General features: G+C 60.6%; 19 protein-coding genes. 15 read left to right on the top strand and 4 right to left on the bottom strand.

Going from position 1 to position 19,435, the window contains the following annotated elements; genetic code table 11:
* Nucleotides 1-9: 9 nt before the first annotated feature.
* From waaA to ACUXH0_RS25800, 3 genes are read right to left on the bottom strand one after another with little or no spacing between them, the layout of a single operon-like run.
* Nucleotides 10-1,326: a lipid IV(A) 3-deoxy-D-manno-octulosonic acid transferase gene (gene waaA / locus ACUXH0_RS25810; RefSeq protein ID WP_182594963.1), complete on the bottom strand. Its 1,317-nt coding sequence runs from the start codon at nucleotides 1,324-1,326 to the stop codon at nucleotides 10-12.
* Nucleotides 1,326-2,324, bottom strand: a complete 999-nt coding sequence (gene waaC, locus ACUXH0_RS25805; protein WP_012435044.1) for a lipopolysaccharide heptosyltransferase I — start codon at nucleotides 2,322-2,324, stop codon at nucleotides 1,326-1,328. Before waaC ends, waaA begins: the two co-directional genes overlap by 1 nt.
* Before the next feature lie 43 nt (nucleotides 2,325-2,367).
* A complete protein-coding gene (locus ACUXH0_RS25800) occupies nucleotides 2,368-3,756 on the bottom strand; it encodes a phosphomannomutase/phosphoglucomutase (RefSeq protein WP_182594962.1) in 1,389 nt (462 codons plus the stop codon).
* A 176-nt stretch (nucleotides 3,757-3,932) separates the two neighbouring features.
* Between ACUXH0_RS25800 and rfbB the strand changes: the two genes are divergently transcribed.
* Genes rfbB through ACUXH0_RS25725 form a run of 15 tightly spaced genes read left to right on the top strand, consistent with a single transcriptional unit; the run spans nucleotide 3,933 to nucleotide 18,778 of the window.
* On the top strand, nucleotides 3,933-4,994 hold the full coding sequence (gene rfbB / locus ACUXH0_RS25795) for a dTDP-glucose 4,6-dehydratase (protein ID WP_182594961.1): 1,062 nt from the start codon (nucleotides 3,933-3,935) through the stop codon (nucleotides 4,992-4,994).
* Nucleotides 4,995-5,009: 15 nt separating this feature from the next.
* Nucleotides 5,010-5,894 carry a glucose-1-phosphate thymidylyltransferase RfbA gene (gene rfbA / locus ACUXH0_RS25790; protein ID WP_182594960.1) on the top strand — a complete coding sequence of 295 codons (885 nt, stop codon included), beginning with the start codon at nucleotides 5,010-5,012 and terminating at the stop codon, nucleotides 5,892-5,894.
* Nucleotides 5,891-6,445, top strand: coding sequence for a dTDP-4-dehydrorhamnose 3,5-epimerase (gene rfbC / locus ACUXH0_RS25785; RefSeq protein ID WP_182594959.1), 555 nt, complete (start codon nucleotides 5,891-5,893; stop codon nucleotides 6,443-6,445). Before rfbA ends, rfbC begins: the two co-directional genes overlap by 4 nt.
* Nucleotides 6,442-7,380 (top strand): dTDP-4-dehydrorhamnose reductase, encoded by a 939-nt coding sequence (gene rfbD / locus ACUXH0_RS25780; protein ID WP_182594958.1) that lies wholly within the window; start codon nucleotides 6,442-6,444, stop codon nucleotides 7,378-7,380. Before rfbC ends, rfbD begins: the two co-directional genes overlap by 4 nt.
* Entirely contained in the window at nucleotides 7,346-8,332 is a 987-nt protein-coding gene (locus ACUXH0_RS25775) for a GNAT family N-acetyltransferase (RefSeq protein WP_182594957.1), read from the top strand. The genes rfbD and ACUXH0_RS25775 overlap by 35 nt, the downstream gene beginning before the upstream one ends.
* On the top strand, nucleotides 8,329-9,468 hold the full coding sequence (locus tag ACUXH0_RS25770; RefSeq protein WP_182594956.1) for a DegT/DnrJ/EryC1/StrS family aminotransferase: 1,140 nt from the start codon (nucleotides 8,329-8,331) through the stop codon (nucleotides 9,466-9,468). Before ACUXH0_RS25775 ends, ACUXH0_RS25770 begins: the two co-directional genes overlap by 4 nt.
* 5 nt (nucleotides 9,469-9,473) lie before the next feature.
* Nucleotides 9,474-10,925 (top strand): MATE family efflux transporter, encoded by a 1,452-nt coding sequence (locus ACUXH0_RS25765; RefSeq protein WP_182594955.1) that lies wholly within the window; start codon nucleotides 9,474-9,476, stop codon nucleotides 10,923-10,925.
* Nucleotides 10,922-11,914: a glycosyltransferase gene (locus ACUXH0_RS25760; protein ID WP_182594954.1), complete on the top strand. Its 993-nt coding sequence runs from the start codon at nucleotides 10,922-10,924 to the stop codon at nucleotides 11,912-11,914. The genes ACUXH0_RS25765 and ACUXH0_RS25760 overlap by 4 nt, the downstream gene beginning before the upstream one ends.
* A gap of 6 nt (nucleotides 11,915-11,920) precedes the next feature.
* A complete protein-coding gene (locus ACUXH0_RS25755; protein WP_182594953.1) occupies nucleotides 11,921-13,180 on the top strand; it encodes a hypothetical protein in 1,260 nt (419 codons plus the stop codon).
* 30 nt (nucleotides 13,181-13,210) lie between these two features.
* The gene (locus ACUXH0_RS25750; RefSeq protein WP_182594952.1) at nucleotides 13,211-14,350 is read left to right on the top strand and encodes an NAD-dependent epimerase/dehydratase family protein; all 1,140 of its coding nucleotides are present in this window, start codon (nucleotides 13,211-13,213) and stop codon (nucleotides 14,348-14,350) included.
* 3 nt (nucleotides 14,351-14,353) lie between these two features.
* Nucleotides 14,354-14,902, top strand: a complete 549-nt coding sequence (locus ACUXH0_RS25745) for a serine O-acetyltransferase (protein ID WP_182594951.1) — start codon at nucleotides 14,354-14,356, stop codon at nucleotides 14,900-14,902.
* Nucleotides 14,899-15,966, top strand: a complete 1,068-nt coding sequence (locus tag ACUXH0_RS25740; protein ID WP_182594950.1) for a WaaS/CpsH family glycosyltransferase — start codon at nucleotides 14,899-14,901, stop codon at nucleotides 15,964-15,966. The genes ACUXH0_RS25745 and ACUXH0_RS25740 overlap by 4 nt, the downstream gene beginning before the upstream one ends.
* Entirely contained in the window at nucleotides 15,960-17,063 is a 1,104-nt protein-coding gene (locus ACUXH0_RS25735; RefSeq protein ID WP_182594949.1) for an MraY family glycosyltransferase, read from the top strand. Before ACUXH0_RS25740 ends, ACUXH0_RS25735 begins: the two co-directional genes overlap by 7 nt.
* Nucleotides 17,056-17,931 (top strand): GumC domain-containing protein, encoded by an 876-nt coding sequence (locus ACUXH0_RS25730; protein WP_182594948.1) that lies wholly within the window; start codon nucleotides 17,056-17,058, stop codon nucleotides 17,929-17,931. The genes ACUXH0_RS25735 and ACUXH0_RS25730 overlap by 8 nt, the downstream gene beginning before the upstream one ends.
* 13 nt (nucleotides 17,932-17,944) lie before the next feature.
* A complete protein-coding gene (locus tag ACUXH0_RS25725; RefSeq protein WP_182594947.1) occupies nucleotides 17,945-18,778 on the top strand; it encodes a symmetrical bis(5'-nucleosyl)-tetraphosphatase in 834 nt (277 codons plus the stop codon).
* Nucleotides 18,779-18,904: 126 nt separating this feature from the next.
* Here ACUXH0_RS25725 and ACUXH0_RS25720 read toward each other — a convergent pair.
* A partial coding sequence (locus tag ACUXH0_RS25720) for a hypothetical protein (protein WP_476196442.1) occupies nucleotides 18,905-19,435 on the bottom strand: 531 nt, incomplete at its 5' end.

Genomic DNA, 19,435 nt, shown 5'->3' with positions numbered 1-19,435 from the left:
TACACAGCGTTACAGCGTTGGCAAGACCAGGGATGCCACCGCCTCCACCGTGCGCGCCGTCGCACCGCCGTGTGTGGCGGCAAACGCCAGCGCGGCACGTGATGCGGCTTCGCGCGCATCGGCATCGGACAGCCACGCGTCGATCACACGTATCGCCGCAGCGGCATCTCCTACCTGCTCGCACGCACCCGCGGCAACTGCATCGCGAGTCGCCTGCGCGAAGTTAAAGGTATGCGGGCCGATGACCACGGGTGTGCCGACCGCGCAGGCCTCGATCAAATTCTGCCCCCCGAGCGGAAGCAGGCTGCCGCCGATGAACGCCACTTCGCCAGCCGCGTAATACAGTGCCATCTCGCCCATCGAGTCCCCGAGCAAAACGTCGGCGTCGGCAAGTTGATCGGACTCCGTCACGCCTGCTGCAGACACCGACAACGCACTGCGACGCACGACACGCAAGCCCGCGCGTTCGGCAGCCTGGGCCACTTCATGAAAACGCTGCGGGTGACGCGGCACAAGAATCAGCAACGCATGCCGGCGCCCGACATGCTGCGCGCGATGCGCCTGCCACGCGTCAAGCAGCAACGCTTCTTCGCCCTCGCGCGTGCTGGCGGCCACCCATACCGATCGGCCACGTAGCGCGTCGTGCAACGCACGTCCGGCCATGATCTGGTCCACATGCGGCGTGATGTCGAACTTCAGGTTGCCGGTCACCCGCACGCGCGGCACGCCGAGCGAGCGGTAGCGATCGGCGTCGTCGGGCGTCTGGGCCAGCACGGCGGCGAGCTGCGCGTACGTCTGGCGCGCCGCGTCACCCAGGCGCGCGGTACGCTGGTGACTGCGCGCAGACAGGCGCCCGTTGACGAGCACCATCGGCACACCGGCCGTATAGGCGCGCTCGATCAGCACCGGCCAGATCTCGGTCTCCATCAGCAGGCCAAGGCGCGGTTGGAAATGCCGCAGAAACCGATCGACTGCGCTCGGCAAATCGTACGGAAGATACGCCTGGATGACGCGGCGGTTGCGTTGTGCCGCGAATTGAGCGCCCGTGCGGCGGCCCGTCGGCGTCATGTGCGTCAGCAGGACAGCGTGGTGCGGAAAGCGCGCCAACAGGGCATCAATCAGCGGCTGCGCGGCGCGCGTCTCGCCAACGGACACGGCGTGCACCCACAGCAACGGACGGTCAGGATTCGGGCGCGGCGGATAGAAGCCAAGCCGCTCGCCGACATGCTGTCGATAACCGGGCTCCTTGCGGCCGCGCCACCACAGGCGCAGCAATGCGAACGGCAGCGCAATGCGCCACAACCAGCGATATAGAACGCGCAGCATCAGAGCACACCCAGCGCACGCAGCGCATCGAGCGCCTGCGCGCTGGTGGGATGGGCCTCGGCGCTGCCGAGGTCGTGCACGTTGGGCGTCCAGTACCCCCCCGTGCGCCAGGACGTGGTGAAGTTGTAGAGCGCCACGGTCGGCTTGCACAGCGCGGCCGCAATGTGCACGAGGCCGGTGTCCACACCCACCACCGCAGTCGCATGAGCGAGAAATGCCGTCACATCGGGAAGCGACATGCGCGGCGGAATCACCACGCGTCCGACCGTACCCGGCACCGCCGCGACGATAGCCTCGCGGATGGATTCACTCGTGCGTCGCTCGGTCTCGCTGCCCCACGGCAGGGCGATGGCGTAGTCGCGGGCAAGCAGCGCGCGTGCCACATCCACCCACGCCTCGAGCGGCCACCCTTTGTCGGCGCGCGAAGTCGCATGCACCAGCGCCACGTACGGACGTGGCAGATTGAAGGGCAAGTCGGCGGGCGGCTGCAAACCGAAGTCGATGGCGTCAGGCAGCGCGTAACCGAGCGCTTCCGCCACCATGCGGCGCGAGCGCTCGACCACGTGGATGTGCGGTTCCATTTCGACCTTGCGTTGGTAGAACAGCTTGGCAAGCGGCTCATAGCCGGCGCCTTCCGTCCGATTGCCGAAGCCCGCCACGAAACCACCCGGCACCAGCTTGGCCTGCGCCGCAACGAGCGCCGTTTTGATCAGGCCTTGCGTGTCGAGCACCGCGTCGTACGACTTGGATCGCAACGCGCGACGGAACGCCGCCACCTCGCCCCAAGTCCTGCCGGAGCCGAGCGACTTGCGCCAACGCCGCAGCGCGAACGGAATCACGCCCTGCACACCGCGCACGATACGGACGATGCCGGCGAAACCCTCCTCGACCACCCAGTCGATCTCGGCATCCGGATACGCACGCAGGATATCGGCCACGACCGGCGTGCAATGCACCACATCGCCAAGCGACGAAACCTTGACGATCAGCACGCGCATGCCGTCATCCCTTCCCCCAACTTCATGAGTGCGAACCGTGCGGTCAGAACGGCAGTTGCGCGTCCGGCTTTTCGGCCAGGATCACGCGGCGGAATTCGCCCTGAATACGCGTCATCGCGGCATCGTTGTCGGCCTCGAAGCGCATCACCACCACCGGCGTGGTGTTGGACGGACGCGCCAAGCCGAAGCCATCTTCGTATTCCACGCGCACGCCATCGATGCGGTTGACTTCCTTCGCGCCGGTAAACGTGGCATTGGCCTTGATCTTGTCGAGCAGCTCGAACGATTCACCCTCGGCACACTTCAGCTGCAGCTCTGGCGTGCAGTGCGAGTTCGGCAGCGCGTTGAGCGTAGCGCTCGGGTCGGCCAGACGCGAGACGATCTCTAGCAGGCGCGCGCCCGTGTACAGACCGTCATCGAAACCGTACCAACGGTCCTTGAAGAAAATGTGGCCGCTCATCTCGCCGGCCAGCGGAGCGCCCGTTTCCTTCAGCTTGGCCTTGACGAGCGAATGGCCCGTCTTCCACATCGTGGCCTTGCCGCCGTGCTCACGGATGAACGGCGCCAGCTTGCCCGTGCACTTCACGTCGAAGATGATTTCGCCGCCCGGGTTACGCGACAGGACTTCCTGCGCGAACAGCATCAACTGGCGGTCAGGGAAAATGACCTGACCGTCCTTGGTCACCACGCCCAGGCGGTCGCCGTCGCCATCGAACGCGAGGCCGAGTTCGCAATCCGTGGTCTGCAGCGTGCGCACGAGGTCCTGCAGGTTCTCGACGTGGGCCGGGTCCGGATGGTGATTCGGGAAATGGCCATCCACCTCGCAGAACAACTCCGTCACCTCGCAGCCCATCGCGCGGAACAACTCCGGCGCAAAAGCGCCTGCCACGCCGTTGCCGCAGTCCACGGCAATCTTCATCGGGCGGCTCACCTTGACATCCGAGATAATTCGGTCGATGTATTGCTGGCGGATGTCCACCTGTACGTACGCGCCCGCGCCTTCAGTGAAATCGCCCTGCTCGATGCGCGTGCGCAGAGCTTGAATCTGTTCGCCGTAGATGGCCTGGCTAGCCAGCACCATCTTGAAGCCGTTGTAGTCGGGCGGATTGTGGCTGCCCGTGACCATCACGCCCGACGTGGCGCGACGGCCAGCCAGCTCGATGTTCGTGCCGAAGTACACCATCGGCGTGGCCACGAGGCCCAGATCGATCACATCGACGCCGCTCGCGCGCAGGCCGTCTGCCAGCGCTGCGAGCAGATTAGGGCCGGACAGGCGACCGTCACGGCCGATGACGACGGCGGATTCGCCCTTGGCGCGTGCTGCGGAGCCGAAAGCGCGGCCGATGAGACGTGCGGTTTCCGCATCGACTGTTTTTTCGACGATGCCGCGGATGTCGTAGGCTTTGAAGATGGTGGGGTTCAGTTGGGTCATGAGTTCTCAGCACCTGTAAAGACATACAGTGTGCGGAATGTTACAAGTGGTTTCGGATTCTAACCTTTGACCCTTTATAATACTCGGCTGGCTTGTATGAGCCGTCCGACTCTTCCCCCACTGCGCAGCCATTCTTTGACTTCAGCCTCTGCGCGCAACGTTCACCCGACAATCGCATGATTTTGATTACAGGCGGTGCTGGATTTATCGGCGCCAACTTCGTTCTGGACTGGCTGCGTGGTTCCGATGAGCCGGTGGTCAATGTCGACAAACTGACCTATGCCGGCAATCTGAAGACCCTAGCGTCGCTGGAGGGAGATGCCCGGCATACGTTCGTGCGCGCGGACATTTGTGATCGCGCGTCGATGGACGAGCTGCTGACCCGGCACGCACCACGGGCGATCGTGCATTTTGCGGCAGAAAGCCACGTGGACCGGTCAATCCACGGCCCGGCGGATTTCGTGCAAACGAACGTGTTCGGAACGTTCACGCTGCTGGAAGCTGCGCGCGCCTACTGGAACCGGCTGGAGGGCGCGGCACGCGCAAATTTCCGCTTCCATCACGTTTCCACGGATGAGGTCTATGGCTCCCTGGGGCCGGACGACGCCCCCTTTACGGAAACCACACCCTACGCCCCCAACAGCCCCTATTCGGCTTCGAAAGCGGGCTCGGACCATTTGGTTCGCGCGTACTTCCATACTTATGGGCTGCCGGTTCTTACGACCAACTGCTCGAATAACTACGGCCCGTATCACTTCCCCGAGAAGCTCATCCCTCTCATGATCGCCAATGCGTTGGCGGGCAAGCCCCTGCCCGTGTATGGCGATGGTCTAAACGTACGGGATTGGCTCTACGTCGGCGACCACTGTGCCGCGATCCGACGCGTGCTGGAAGCGGGCACGGTCGGCGAGGTCTACAACGTGGGCGGCTGGAATGAGAAGAACAATCTTGAAGTCGTTCATACGCTTTGTGACCTGCTCGATACCCTTAAACCGCGCGCCCACGGCTCATATCGCGAACAAATTACTTTCGTAAGAGACCGCCCCGGCCATGACCGACGCTACGCGATCGACGCACGAAAACTCGAGCGTGAGTTGAATTGGAAACCGGCAGAAACGTTCGAGACTGGCCTGCGCAAAACCGTCGAGTGGTACCTCGAGAATCAGGAATGGGTTGCGGATGTGATGTCTGGGGCCTATCGGGAGTGGGTCGACGTGAACTACGGCAGTCGCCGCTAACCAATCGGACTTTCCATGGCACGCAAAGGCATCATCCTCGCAGGCGGCTCGGGGACACGACTGTATCCGATCACCCACTCGGTGTCGAAGCAGTTGCTTCCGGTATACGACAAGCCGATGATTTATTACCCACTCAGCACGCTCATGCTGGCGGGTATTCGCGACATTCTCATCATCTCAACGCCGCAGGACACTCCGCGGTTCTTCGAGATGCTGGGCGACGGCAGCCAATGGGGGCTGAATCTGCAGTACGCAGTCCAGCCATCCCCGGACGGGCTCGCACAGGCTTTCATCATCGGCAAAGACTTTGTCGACGGCGATCCCTCTGCCCTCATCCTTGGGGACAATATCTTCTACGGCCACGATCTGGTGAAGCAGTTGAGCCGGGCCAGTGCGCAGACCACTGGCGCCACCGTCTTCGCATACCATGTCCACGACCCGGAGCGCTATGGCGTGGTCGAGTTTGACGGCGACATGCGCGCGGTCTCGCTGGAAGAGAAGCCCGTCAAGCCGCGCTCGAATTACGCGGTCACCGGTCTGTATTTTTATGACTCGGACGTCTGCCAGATCGCTGCAGACGTCAAGCCGTCCGCGCGCGGCGAACTCGAGATCACCGAAGTCAATCAACGCTATCTCGAGCGCGGCACTCTGGAAGTGGAGATCATGGGGCGCGGCTATGCATGGCTCGACACTGGCACGCACGACTCGCTCATTGAGGCCGCGACGTTCATCGCAACGCTGCAGCGCCGCCAGGGCTTGATGGTTGCCTGCCCCGAAGAGATTGCGTTCCGCCAGCAATGGATTGATCTAGAGCAAGTCCAGAAACTCGCCGCGCCGCTCGCCAAAAACGGCTATGGCGCCTATCTCCGCCAGCTTGTCGCGGAGGATGTCCCTCGATGAACCTCAACGTCACAGAAACCACCCTCCCGGGCGTGCTTATCCTCGAGCCCAAGGTCTACGGTGACAGCCGCGGCTTCTTTTTCGAGAGCTTCAACGGTCGGGAATTCGAAGCCGTGACCGGTGTCAGCACGCCCTTCGTGCAGGACAACCATTCGATGTCCCGCAAGGGCGTTCTGCGTGGCATGCACTATCAGATCGAGCATGCCCAGGGGAAGCTGGTCCGCGTGATTTCCGGGGAAGTCTTTGACGTTGCTGTCGATTTGCGCAAGTCTTCGTCGACCTTCGGCAAATGGGCCGGCGTCCGTCTCTCGGCAGAGAATAAACGTCAACTTTGGGTTCCGCCGGGCTTCGCCCACGGCTTTCTGGTCTTGAGCGAGACAGCCGAATTTCTCTACAAGACGACCGATTATTGGTACCCGGAGCACGAGCGGTCCGTTGTATGGAACGATCCGACGATCGCCATCGACTGGCCACTGGCGGGCGCGGAGCCAATCCTAGCCGCCAAAGATGCAGCAGCGGCAGCGTTTACCGGCGCAGAGGTCTTCGCATGACCATGCACTCGCGTCCCCGCATCGTCGTGACTGGCACGACCGGCCAAGTTGGCTGGGAACTGCTGCGCAGCCTGCAAGGACTGGGGGAAATCATCAGTGTCGATCGCTCGGTGGTGGATCTGTCCCGCCTGGACGCAGTGCGCGCGCTGATCCGCAGCATCGAGCCGTCGATCGTCGTCAATGCTGCCGCCTACACTGCCGTGGACAAGGCGGAACAGGAGCGGGACGCGGCATTCCTGCTCAACGCCGACCTTCCGGGTGTCCTCGCTGAGGAGTGCAAGCGCTCGCAAGCTGTGTTCATCCACTACTCAACCGATTACGTGTTCGACGGCCGCAAAGATGGTGCCTACACGGAAACCGACGCCACCAATCCGCTGAACGTCTACGGCGCCTCCAAGCTAGCGGGCGAGCACAACGCATTGGGCGCCAATCCGGCAGCCCTGGTTTTTCGCACCAGCTGGGTATACGGCGCGCGCGGCAAGAATTTTTTGGTCACGATTCAACGGCTGGCCAAGGAGCGCCCGCAGTTGCGTGTCGTCTCTGACCAAATCGGCGCGCCCACGTGGTCACGCTCCATTGCTGACCTGACCGCCCATGTCATCGCCCGCGGACGCGGCAGCGCGCAAGCTGATCCGGCCTGGTGGACAGCCCACGGTGGCGTCTATCACCTGACCAGTAGCGGCAGCACAAGCTGGCACGGCTTTGCCGAAGCCATCCTACAACGCTCAGGCATCACCGGGGTGGCCGTCGAGCCGATTCCTGCCGTGGAATACCCAACACCGGCGGCCCGACCCGCCAATTCCCGCCTGTCACTCGCCAAACTCGAATCGATGTTCGGCATGGTTCCCGAAGCTTGGGAACGCTCTCTCGATCACTGCCTAGACTCCCACCGCCGCGAGCATGCAATCCACACTCCATCAGACGGCGCTGCCTAACGCCCGGACAGTTCAGTTCGACATCAAGGGAGATACGCGGGGCTCGCTGATTGCGCTTGAACACGGCGCCAACGTGCCGTTCCCCGTCGCGCGTGCTTACTACATCTTCGGCACCGCCGATGGTGTGCGCCGGGGATTTCACGCGCACGCCGACTTGGAACAGATCGCAGTGTGTGTACAAGGCCACTGCAAGTTCTTCCTCGACGACGGCACTCACACGGAAGAAGTGACGCTCGATCGCCCGGATCTTGGCCTGTACCTCGGCCCGATGATCTGGCGGGAAATGTTTGACTTCTCCGAGGATTGTGTCCTGCTGGTGCTGGCCAGCAAGATGTACGATCCGGCGGACTATATCCGCGATCGAGCTGAATTCGACGCGCTCGCCAAGGCGTTCGATCGCCCAGTCATCCTGCGCAAGCCGGAGATCATCGGCCGCTCGATCAATTTGCGCGACGCTGCCGTGCGCGATGCAGCATTTATTCTCGCACTCCGCTCCAACGAGCGGCTTAGCAAGCATCTGTCGAAGACCAATAGTGACCTCGCCGCGCAGGAAGCATGGCTGGAGGCGTACCAGCAGGGCGCCGGGCAGGCTTACTTCATCATCGAAGACAAAGCCGGCAAACCCCTGGGTACCGTGCGCCTCTACGACCGCCAAGGCGACAGCTTCTGCTGGGGGAGTTGGATTCTGCGCGAAGGCAGTCCGCAAAACGCAGCCGTCGAGTCGGCGCTGCTGGTCTACGAGTACGCCTTTGGGGAACTGGGTTTCGCACAAGCGCACTTCGACGTCCGGCAAGCCAACACCCAAGTCTGGAAGTTCCACGAGCGCTTCGGCGCGCGTCTCCAATCCGAGACCGAGCTCGACCGTTTCTACATCTTGCCTAAAACCAATTATCTCCAGGTGCGCGAGCGCTACGCCAAATATCTGCCCCTGACCGCAAGAGCAACACAATGACGAACACGGCACAACCCACTATCCCGTTTCTAGAGCTTGGCGCCGTCAATCACCGACAGCGTGCGGAGCTTCTCGCTGCATTCACCGAAGTACTCGACGCAGGCTGGTTCATCCACGGCAAGCAGTGCGAGGCGTTCGAGGCTGAGTTCGCCGCCTATTGCGATGCCCAACATTGCATCGGCGTGAGCAATGGCCTTGATGCGCTGCACCTAATCCTGCGCGCAATGTCGATCGGGCCCGGCGATGAGGTCATTGTTCCGTCGAACACGTTCATCGCGACCTGGCTGGCCGTGACCTTTGCCGGAGCGACGCCAGTTCCTGTCGAGCCACGTGAAGATACGTGCAATCTAGATCCTGGACTGATCGCCGCCGCGATCACCCCGCGTACCCGAGCAATCATTCCGGTGCACCTATATGGACAACCGGCCGACATGGATCCGATCCTGGAGATCGCGAGCGCACAGGGGCTCAAGGTCATCGAAGACGCTGCCCAATCGCACGGCGCGCGTTATCACGGTAAGTGCACGGGCAGCTTGGCGGATGCCGCGGCCTTCAGCTTCTATCCCGGCAAGAACCTCGGGGCACTCGGCGACGGCGGTGCAGTGACAACGTCCGACCCGGAGTTGGCACAGCGCATCCGCATGCTGTCGAACTATGGATCGCAGAAGAAGTACGTTCATGAAGCAGCCGGCTTCAACGCGCGCCTGGATGAAGTGCAAGCGGCTCTGCTCCGCGTAAAACTCCGCCAACTGGATGCCGATAACGCCATCCGCCAGCGTCTGGTCGCCATCTATACCCGCGAATTGGCAAATCTGCCGCTGACGCTGCAGGCAGTGCCCCAGGGTATCGACCCCGTCTGGCATCTTTTTACCGTCCGGCATCCGGCGCGGGACCAGCTGCAAGCCGCACTCTCCGCAATGGGTATTGGTACGGCCATTCACTACCCGACCTCGCCGCACCGTCAAGGCGCCTACTCAGCTACTGCGCTGGGCAAGCTGGACCTGCCGATCTCGGACCGTATCCACGCCCAGACGTTGAGCCTTCCGCTTTCGCCCGTCCATACAGAGCAGGAAGTCCTGCAAATCGCTGAGGCTGTACAGCGCGCCGTCGTAGAAATTGGGGCCACGGCCCGCTGAGCCGCATGCTGCAAATCTTTAAGGCACTCCTGATCACGGGGCTGGGCACGATCACGTCGCTCGGCTTGGGTGCCTTGGCATTGAAGATCATGGCCGTCCAGACGGGCCCCGCAGGCGTCGCCGTGTTTTCCATGCTCCGACAAGTGCAGCAGACCGCGACCACCATTGGGTCTTGGGGGGGCCAAACAGCGTATACGCAGTCTTTGGCGCGCAGCACGCCGAGCTACCCGATCCGCTTCTGGACACTCGCACGCCTGGTCACTGCGGGCTGCGTTCTGACTGCGATGCTCCTAGCGATCGTGTGCGTGTTCGGAGCGCAAACGTTGCTGCCTGGCATTCACTGGGCAGCGGCACACTTGGCCATCGCCATCGGGGCGGCGGTCGCCGGCATCCTGTTCTTTTTCTTCATGGGCGTGCAGGCAAGCGGCGGTCGTCATGGTGGCATCGCAGGCACGCAAATCGCAGCGGCCGGTACGCTGCTTGCGGTCGTCGCTTCCGGCTACTTCGCGCCAGCTGAATGGCGTACCCTCGTCAACGCCATGGCCTTGTGCATGTCGCTCCTGGTGGGTGCGGCCTATGCATGGCAGTCCGCCCGCCGACGCGGCCTCCTGCCATCTCGGAACCTTGCCACTTCTGCGCTTGACCGGACCGTGGCTCGCGAGTTCCTGCAAGTGGGTACATCCTCGCTGGTCAGCGCTGCATTGGCTACTGGCTCGGGACTACTGATCCGCCGCATGCTGATCCAGCGTCTGGGGCTCGATGCAGCTGGCGTCTTCGATGCCGCCTGGACGATCTGCATGATGTATGTGTTGACGCTGCTGAGCGCGCTCTCGAATGTCTATCTGCCCAAGCTGGCGGCCTGCAACACCATCGAAGAGGAACGCAATCTGCTCCAGGCCGTGCTGAAGCTCGTTCTGGCAGCATTCGTTCCCTTGGTGTGCGTGATGATCGCCGCGCGCGGCCTCGTGATCGAACTCCTTTACTCGTCGGCGTTCAGCGATGCAGCCTCTATCATTCGCTGGATGCTTGCTGCCGACCTTTTGAAGGTAGCGGGCTTTATTTTTGCGATGCCGTTGCTGGCGCGCGGGCACAGCCGGCTTTTTCTCGCCAGTGAACTGCTATGGTACGGACTGTTCTGGATCGGCATCTGGGTGGTCCGCGATACCGGACAGGCACTGCCGGAGCATATCGGCATCGTCTACCTGGCCGCCTACGCTGGCTACTGGCTGTTCGTGGCGGTGTACATTCCCCGATTAAGAGCATATGGTCCTTATCTCAGGAGCAACCATCTCCTGTGCCTCTTTGCGGCCATCCCGGTCGTGCTGACCATCGCGCTCAATTGGCATGCCACTCTCGTCGACTGGATGCGCAGCGGACTTAGCGTAGTGGCAGCGCTCGCATTCTCTGTAGTCGTCCTGCGCCCTTGGCGCATCCTTTCCCTGAAGAAACGCTCGTGACGTCGAATTTCAAGCCACTCCCGGCGGAACCACTGGTTTCCGTAATGGTGATTACATATAATCAGGCGCATTTCATCCGCGAGACGTTGGACAGCATCCTGTCGCAAGACTATCCGCAGCTGGAGATTGTCGTCGCCGACGACGCTTCGACCGATGATACCCCCCGGATTCTTGAGGAGTATGCCGCCCGCTATCCTGGGCGCGTCAAGCCGATCCTCAACCCAACGAACCTCGGGATTACCGGAAACAGCAACGTGGCCCTGTTCGGCTGCACCGGGGACCTGATCGCCGTCATGGGTGGCGACGACCTCTTCCTGCCCGGCAAGGTCTCGAAACAAGTCGAGGCATTCCGCTCGAACCCTGAAGCTGCGCTGTGCTATCACCCAGTCGACATCTTCGAGTCCAGGTCGAACGAGACCATTTTCGTAACCGACCAGCATGCCCGCGAAGACATTCAGTCCTACCGCGACATCATCCTGAAGGGCGGTATCGCGGGCGCCTCGTCGGTCATGGTCCGTCCCGAGGCCATCCCCGAGGGCGGCTTCGACGAACGCCTGCCTTGGGTCAGCGATTGGCAGTTCTATATTGAGGTTGCGCTGCGCGGCAAGGTCATCAAGGTCAATGAAGTCCTGGGACGGTATCGCAAGCATGGCTTCGGTGCCAGCGATCGCACCTTGGAACTGTTGGACGAATCGCTCTACGCGCTGGATCTGGTCGTCGAGAAAAATCCGGAGTTCAAGGATCTTCCTGCACTGTGCAGGCAAGGGAAGGCTCGCTACATCGCCGGCGAGGCATTCCGGCAACTGACGAAGAGCTCGCAGATTGCGGCGCAGCTCGCGAAACGCTGTGTTGACCTCGCGCCCGGATCAAGTCGATACCGCGCCCTGCACGCTTTCGCGGTCGCTAACCGATGGGTGCCGGGCCTGTCCTGGCTGACGTGCAAGATGGTGCCGTATGCAAAGTACGCACTCAAACGCAGACTGGGATAGCCGCATATGCTCGGCTTGCTGCACTTTCGTCGTCTCTATCTGCTGCCCGTAGTGGGAACGCTGATTTTCTATGCGATCCCGAGCATGCTGGGATTTCTGCTCCGGAACAACGGAAACGATGGGGAGATGCTGACGCTGTCGTTGATTGCGATGGCTACATATCTCCTCGCGTTCCACCTTCTGTGGACCCCGGCGGCAATCGACGCATGGACCCGGCGGCTACATGTGCGCGTATCTTGGCAGTACTTCTGTCTGGTGGTGCTGATTCTCTACTTCGGCATGATCGCGTACTCTGCAGCAACCGCACCGGGGATCGCCATGATTGCATCGCTGCAGGGGGCCTCCCTTGATCAGATTGCGCAGTTGCGCGAGACATTCCTGCGCACACGAACAGGCGCGGAACGTGCGCTGCTCTATTGGTATGCGATCAACATCTCGTCGCTCATGCCATTGGTCTTGAGCATCCTGTTCCTCAAGCAGTCCAGGTATCGTTACTACGTGCTAGTGGCGTTCCTGTTCACACTGGCGCTGACGCTGGAGAAGAGCCTGAGCATCACGGCGCTAATCCCGCTCATCGTTGTGTTCTATAACTCAAACTGCAAGAAGCTTGTCTATCTGATCGGCATTGCGCTCATTGTTGCCATCACCGTCGTTTCCTTTGCCGCGCGGGGCGGCCTAAGCAAGGAGGGAGACGAACCGGCATCGGCCGAAGCCGCCGCATCCGTTCCTGACGAGTACAACCTTTTCCAGGGAAGCGACAGCCAAGCCCTCTATGTCGTCAACCGCATTTTGTATATTCCATATGCATCTGCAGTGGATTGGTTACGTTATCTGGATACCGAGTTGAAAGCCAAACCCGTCGACGGCCAGTCGATTGGTATCATTGCGTACTTGACTGGCCGGCCCAGCCTCAATCTGGAGCGCGAGATCTTCGCATTCGAGTGGGGGCAGAATGAAACGGAGACGGGGTCTGCGAACACCGTTTTCTATATTGATGCCTATCTGAATTTCGGTGTGACGGGGGTACTTTCTTACGCCATGCTGCTGGCCTTGCTGGCTAGGTTGTGCCTGGCGTCAAAGAATCGCGCGCTGTGCGCGGGGCTCGCCGTACCCCTGATCTATGTGTGCTTCAACTCCTTGTCGGCGATCATATTCAGTGGCGGACTAGGCATCCTTGTCGTTCTGGCGGTTCTGGCCCGCTTTGATGACAGTGCGCTGGAATGGAAGCGGAACGATCAGTTTATGTTCAGCCGTATTTCTCGCTAACCGGAACCATTTAATCAGTACCGATTCAATATGTCGAATATCGTTCTTGTCACGGGTGGTGCCGGATTCATCGGATCGCATCTCGCCCCAAAACTGTTGGCAGCAGGCTATACGCTGCGGATTCTCGACAATCTCTCGACGCAGATTCATGGCGCACTGCCCACAGACCTGGAATGGCTGAACACCGAAGGTATTGAGTTCGTCCGGGGTAGCGTGGCCGAGCGCGACACCTGGGTACGCGCCCTCAAGGACGTGGGAACCGTCGTGCATCTGGCCGCCGAGACCGGCACCGGCCAGTCGATGTACGAAGTCGCGCGCTACAACATGGTCAACACGCACGGCACAGCGCTGCTGTTTGACGTCTTGGCGCAAGACAAAGCGCGCACCGTAAAGCGCGTGATTCTGGCCTCGAGTCGCTCGGTGTATGGCGAAGGCGCCTACTATTGCACGTCCTGTGGGCTGGACCCGGTCTATCCGGATAGCCGCACGCCAGAAGCGCTGGCTGCGCATCGCTGGGAGTACGCGTGCCCTCGCTGCAACTCGACGCTGACGGCGAAGCCCACCTCTGAAAGCGATCGTGTCCGCCCTGGCTCCATCTATGCCGCCACCAAGTACGCGCAGGAAGACCTGACTCGCATTGCCTGCGAATCGCTGGGGATCGACTACATCATCTATCGATTCCAGAACGTCTACGGCGAGCGCCAATCCCTGAACAATCCGTACACCGGCATTCTCTCCATCTTCTCGACACGCATTCGCCGTGATCTGGCTCTTCCGCTGTTCGAGGACGGCGAAGAGAGCCGCGACTTCGTTCACGTGGAAGACGTTGTCACGGCGGTCGCCATGGGTGTCGCGTCCAAAAGCGCCATCAACCGCATCTTCAACGTGGGCAGCGGAGTTCAATGCTCCGTCAGACAGGTTGCAGAGGAACTGACTCGCGCCCTTGGCAAGACACCGAACGTTCAAGTCACCGGCCAGTATCGCGTGGGGGACATCCGCCACAACTACGCCGACATGACAGCAAGCGCCTCGGTACTCGGCTTCACGCCGGCCATTTCGCTGCAGGAAGGGCTTGGCCGGTTTGCCGCTTGGGTGCATACCCAACCGCTCCCGGTTGACCGGCTCGAAGAAGCCAATAAGGAGTTGCGTGCTCGAAAGCTGATGGGCTGAGCGATGGCGACTACGTTCCGCCTGATTCCGTGGCTACGGGAGGATCTCCTGCGCGGCCTGTCTCTGGAGGGCAATACGTCCATCTCGGGTGGCTGGCGCTTATGGGTCAAGGTGCTATCTCCGCGCTTTGCGCCGGTCCTGCTCTGCCGGCTGGCGCACAGCTGTCACCGACGCGGCTGGGGAGCAGCCAGCAAAGCGCTCTCAATGCTGAACTTCATCATATTCGGCATCGAGATTGCCGCGCGCTGCGAGATAGGACCCGGGCTTTACTTTCCTCACACTCAAGGCACAGTGGTCGGCGCGTGGAGCATCGGCAGGAATGCCGTGATCTACCAAGGTGTGACACTTGGTGCGAAAGAGCTTGACTTTGCCTACAGCGAGGCGACCCGCCCGAAGCTGGACGACAACGTAACCATCGGTGCCGGAGCAAAGGTGCTTGGCGGGGTCCAGCTTGGGCGCGGCGCCCGCGTGGGTGCCAACGCAGTCGTGGTCACATCCATCCCCGAAGGAGCGCTGGCGGTCGGCGTACCGGCCAAAATTGCAAACATATGAACACCACTCAACGCTCGCTCGCAGGGAAGCGCGTGCTGATCATGAGCCCGAGTTTCTTCGGTTATGAGAATGCGATTGCTCAAGCAGTTCGCGCGCTAGGCGCGCACGCAGAAGTCGTACTCGACAAGCCGTCGAATACTGTCTGGACCAAGGCTGCCACACGGGTCTCGCCGTCGCTCGTGGCTACCCGCATGACGGATTACATTCGCTCGCTTGCGGAGCAACATGGCCGGGATAGCTTCGACGAGATCATCGTGATCAAAGGCGAGGCACTGCATTCAGAAGCCGTCGAGTTGTTGCGAGCGTCCTTCCCCCGAGCGCGATGTACATACTACAACTGGGATTCCCTGAGAAACTACCCGCATCTCACGAGCATCCTTCCACTGTTCGACGCTTGCTTCAGCTTCGATGTCGAAGACTGTGAGTCCATCGAAGGGCTTGCTCACCTGCCGTTGTTTTATACCGACGAGTACCGGGATCTGCCATTGGCGGAGCCTCGGTATGATCTCTTTGCCGTCGCCTCCCTGCATTCCGACCGCTATGAAGTCATTCAGCGCGTCATACAACAATGCCCCGAGGCGACGCGGGCATTCACGTACTTCTTCTACCCGAGCAAGATTGCACTGGTCGGCAAAAAGGTGCTTGAGCCAAGCTTTGTCACGCCGCCGTTGCGCGAGATACAGTGGACGCCGCTGCCGAAGGACATCATGATCGACGGCCTCGTCCGCTGCCGCGCCGTCATCGATGTACAGCACCCGCGCCAAACAGGGCTCACCATGCGCACCATCGAGATGGTCGGAGCCAACAAAAAGCTCATTACAACCAATCCGCTGGTCAAGACCTACGATTTCTACGATCCGAACAACATTCTGGTGATCGATCGAACGCAACCGGAAATCCCACCCACCTTTTTCGACACTGACTACACGCCACAGACTGAGGCAATCCGACAGAATTACAGCATCCACACGTGGCTGGCCGTCCTGCTGGGACTCCAGCCGGTCGCGCAGTATCAACGCGCGCCGTCCGATTCCCCAGAACTGCGGAACCCTGCAGCATGTTGAATTTCAGTATTGGTTTCATTATCTCGTTCTGCATCACCATGCTGGTGGTCAGGTACGCGCATCTGCACTCTCACTTGTCCGGCGATGCGGATCTGAGCGGTGCGCAGAAGTTTCATACAAAATCTGTGCCCCGCATCGGTGGCAGCGGCATCGCGGTTGCCCTGGTGCTGAACGGCGTTGCTCTGTGGATGGCCAGCGCATACCAATTCCAAGAGTATGCAATGCTGATCGGCGCATCGATCCCTGCTTTCCTCGGGGGCTTCATCGAAGACCTGACCAAGCGCGTCAGTGCTCGCGACCGGCTGATTGCGACCATCGTCGCAGCGCTGCTCGCAGTGTGGCTGCTCAACGCGCGGATTACGCAGATCGATATCCCTGGCTTAGGTTCGCTGGCGGTCCCCTACTACCTGTCCATTCTTTTGACCGCACTGGCTGTCGCGGGTTTGGCCAACGCGATCAACATCATCGATGGTTTCAATGGACTGGCGGCGTTCGTCGCCACCATGATGTTTTCGTCGATTGCGCTGGTCGCGTTCCACGTCGGTGACGTGTTCGTTCTATCGTGCGCGCTCGTAATGGCAGGGGCGATCCTCGGTTTCTTCCTCTGGAATTTTCCTGGCGGCCACATCTTCCTTGGCGATGGGGGCGCCTACCTCATTGGCTTCATGCTGGGGGAGTTGGCAGTGCTGCTGACCATGCGCCATGTGGACGTGTCCGCCTGGTACCCGGTGCTGATGTTCATCTACCCGATCTTCGAGACTCTGTTCTCGATTTATCGGAAGCAGTTCCTGCGCGGAATTTCTCCCGGGATACCGGATGGCATCCACCTGCACATGCTGATTTACAAACGCCTGATGCGATGGGTGGTTGGTAGCCAGGAAGAGCGCCATCGGCTGCGCCGAAACTCGTTCACATCGCCCTATCTGTGGCTGTTGAGCTTGCTGGCCGTTCTACCCGCAACGCTCTTCTGGAACCGCAACGGCTGGTTGATAGCGTTTGTGGTCGTTTTTGTTTCGACCTACGTCTGGCTTTACTGGAGCATTGTGCGCTTCCGCGTGCCGCGTTGGATGATTGTCAAGAAGAAGCATCATGATTGAAGAACATCAGCCCCTCAACAAAGATCATCTATTTATCGGCTTGGATGACATCGGCGTATTCTTTCGCCGCAATGCACTCAAGCTTGCTGCGTGTGCTGCCATCGGCGCAGGCGCCGCCTTGGCCTCGACATGGGCGATGCCGCCCCTTTGGCAGGCCAAGGCGACTGTCCAGAACGGTCAGTTGTACTTAGTGACTTCGAGTGGGCCAACCATCGTCAATATCGAGCCTCCAGCGCGTACGGTCGATCGCATCAAGGTGGCCTCCTTCCAAGATAACGTCCTCAAGCAATTGAGCCTGCCTGTGGACGAAGGCGTCAGCGCTGAAACCGACCTGATCCGGCGCAGCTTGGAGGTTCGCCTACTACGTAACTCCGATCTGATTGAGCTTTCGGTCCGGGGTTATAGCCCAGCAAATGCGTCACGCATCCTTCAGCAGTACGTCCGCAGCTTGATCGAAGAACACGGCTACCTAGCGAAGCCCACTCTGGACCGTCTTTCTGAAGACATGCAGCAGGTTCAGGCCGATCTCTCAGCTGCCCAAGCACGTCAATCGGAACTTGCTGAGCGGTCGAGCGAACGCTTTCAGACCAACATCGCTGGCAAGTTCTCCGAGAATGTATTGCTGGACAACATGTTGAGTACTAATGCCGCAGACGTCCGCTTGTTGCAGCAGCGCCGTAACACACTGCAGGAGCAGCTGAATCCCGAGCGTACCTTCAACACGCGTATGATCGGAGAAACGGAAGTGAGCCGTGAACCCGTGTTTCCAAAGCGTTCGCTCTTCGCAGCCTCCGGTGGCCTGATCGGCTTGTTGCTTGGTTTGATCTGGACCGCTTGGCGCGCCAATCGCCAGAAGGCAGCGAAGTAAGCTTGCAGATCATATGGCCTATGCCATCGGCGACCTCCAAGGCTGCTGCTCCCCTCTCCAGGCTCTCCTGGCGGCACTGCCCGCCAACGCGCCGCTGCGCTTCGTCGGTGACCTGATCAACCGCGGCCCGGATTCGCTAGGCACGCTGCGATGCGTCATCACATTGTGCGAGAGTGGCCGCGCCCGCACCGTGCTCGGCAACCACGATATCCACCTACTGGCCGTCGCGGCTGGCGTGCGCAAGCCGGGCAAGCGCGACACTATCGCCGATGTCCTGGCCGCGCCCGACGCCGATGCACTGGTCAACTGGCTGCGCCATCAGCCACTGGCCATCTTCGAGAACGGCTTCCTGATGGTGCATGCCGGAGTGCTGCCACAATGGACGACCAGCGACGTGCTGGAACTGGCCGGCGCTGCCGAGCGCCAGCTCCGCAGCCCACATTGGAAAACATTTCTAGCCGACGCTTTCGGCAATCAACCGGCCAAGTGGAGCAGTGATCTTGTCGGCATGGATCGCCTGCGCCTGACCATCAACGCCCTTACCCGCTTGCGCTTCTGCACAACCGATGGCGCAATGGAATTCGAGACGACCGACGCCGACGGCGCGCCAGACGGCCACATGCCTTGGTTTGATGTGGCCGGCCGCCGCACACGTGGTACGCCGATAGCCTTTGGACACTGGTCTACTCGGGGCCTAGTGGTGCGTGATGACCTGCTGGGCCTAGATACTGGCTGCGTCTGGGGCGGTAGGCTGACAGCTGCACGCATGGCCTTGGCTCCGGCCCGGCGGGACCTAGTTCAAGTGCCCTGCAAGCAGGAGCAAGATCCACTCGAGCACAAGAAGTAGACGTAGTTCCCTCTGCGATATCGCATGATTAACCACCAAACGATTGAACTATCCGTCGCTTGGTCCTATGCCATCGCTAGGGCCGTGCTGCAAATGCACTGCGTTCAAGTCACCTATCTTGCAAGACTACGTCTTTGCAGATGCGAACGAAAGTTCTGACAGCCCCCTCTTCCACCGGCGCACAATGCACAGGCACCCCAGAAAAAATGTCGGCATGTACCACAAGACATAGTTGATATGTGTATGGTTGGCGCTGTGCTGCTTGGCCAGCACGAACCACGAAACGGGGCCTAACAAACTGAAAATGTATGCCACCGCGAGCGCGTAATCTCGTCGATCAAGGCTGCTCCTAGTGATCAACAGTACCGCTGACGATGCAGCAAAAAGCAGGACCAGCCACATCGGAAGATTAATGTACGCGATCGCAGGCTTATCCCACTCGAAGATATAACGTATCAGGATCTTGCCGCGATGCTGCAAGGCACTAGGATCGCCATCCAATCCCATGGTACGCCGCAATGCATCCTGCTTGATCAAACTAAGGCCTTCGATGAGGTTCGGAGGGTAATGCCCCCGTTTTCCACAGTCGGCAGAAGTAGAAACTAAGCGGCCATGGCCAGCCGCTGCTTCGGGGTAAAGCCGCCCAATGCCATATTT

This window comes from Ralstonia sp. 110700041-2, assembly GCF_056280165.1.
The sequence above is the reverse complement of the archived record's forward strand: the minus strand, read 5'-3'. Positions and strand labels throughout refer to the sequence as shown.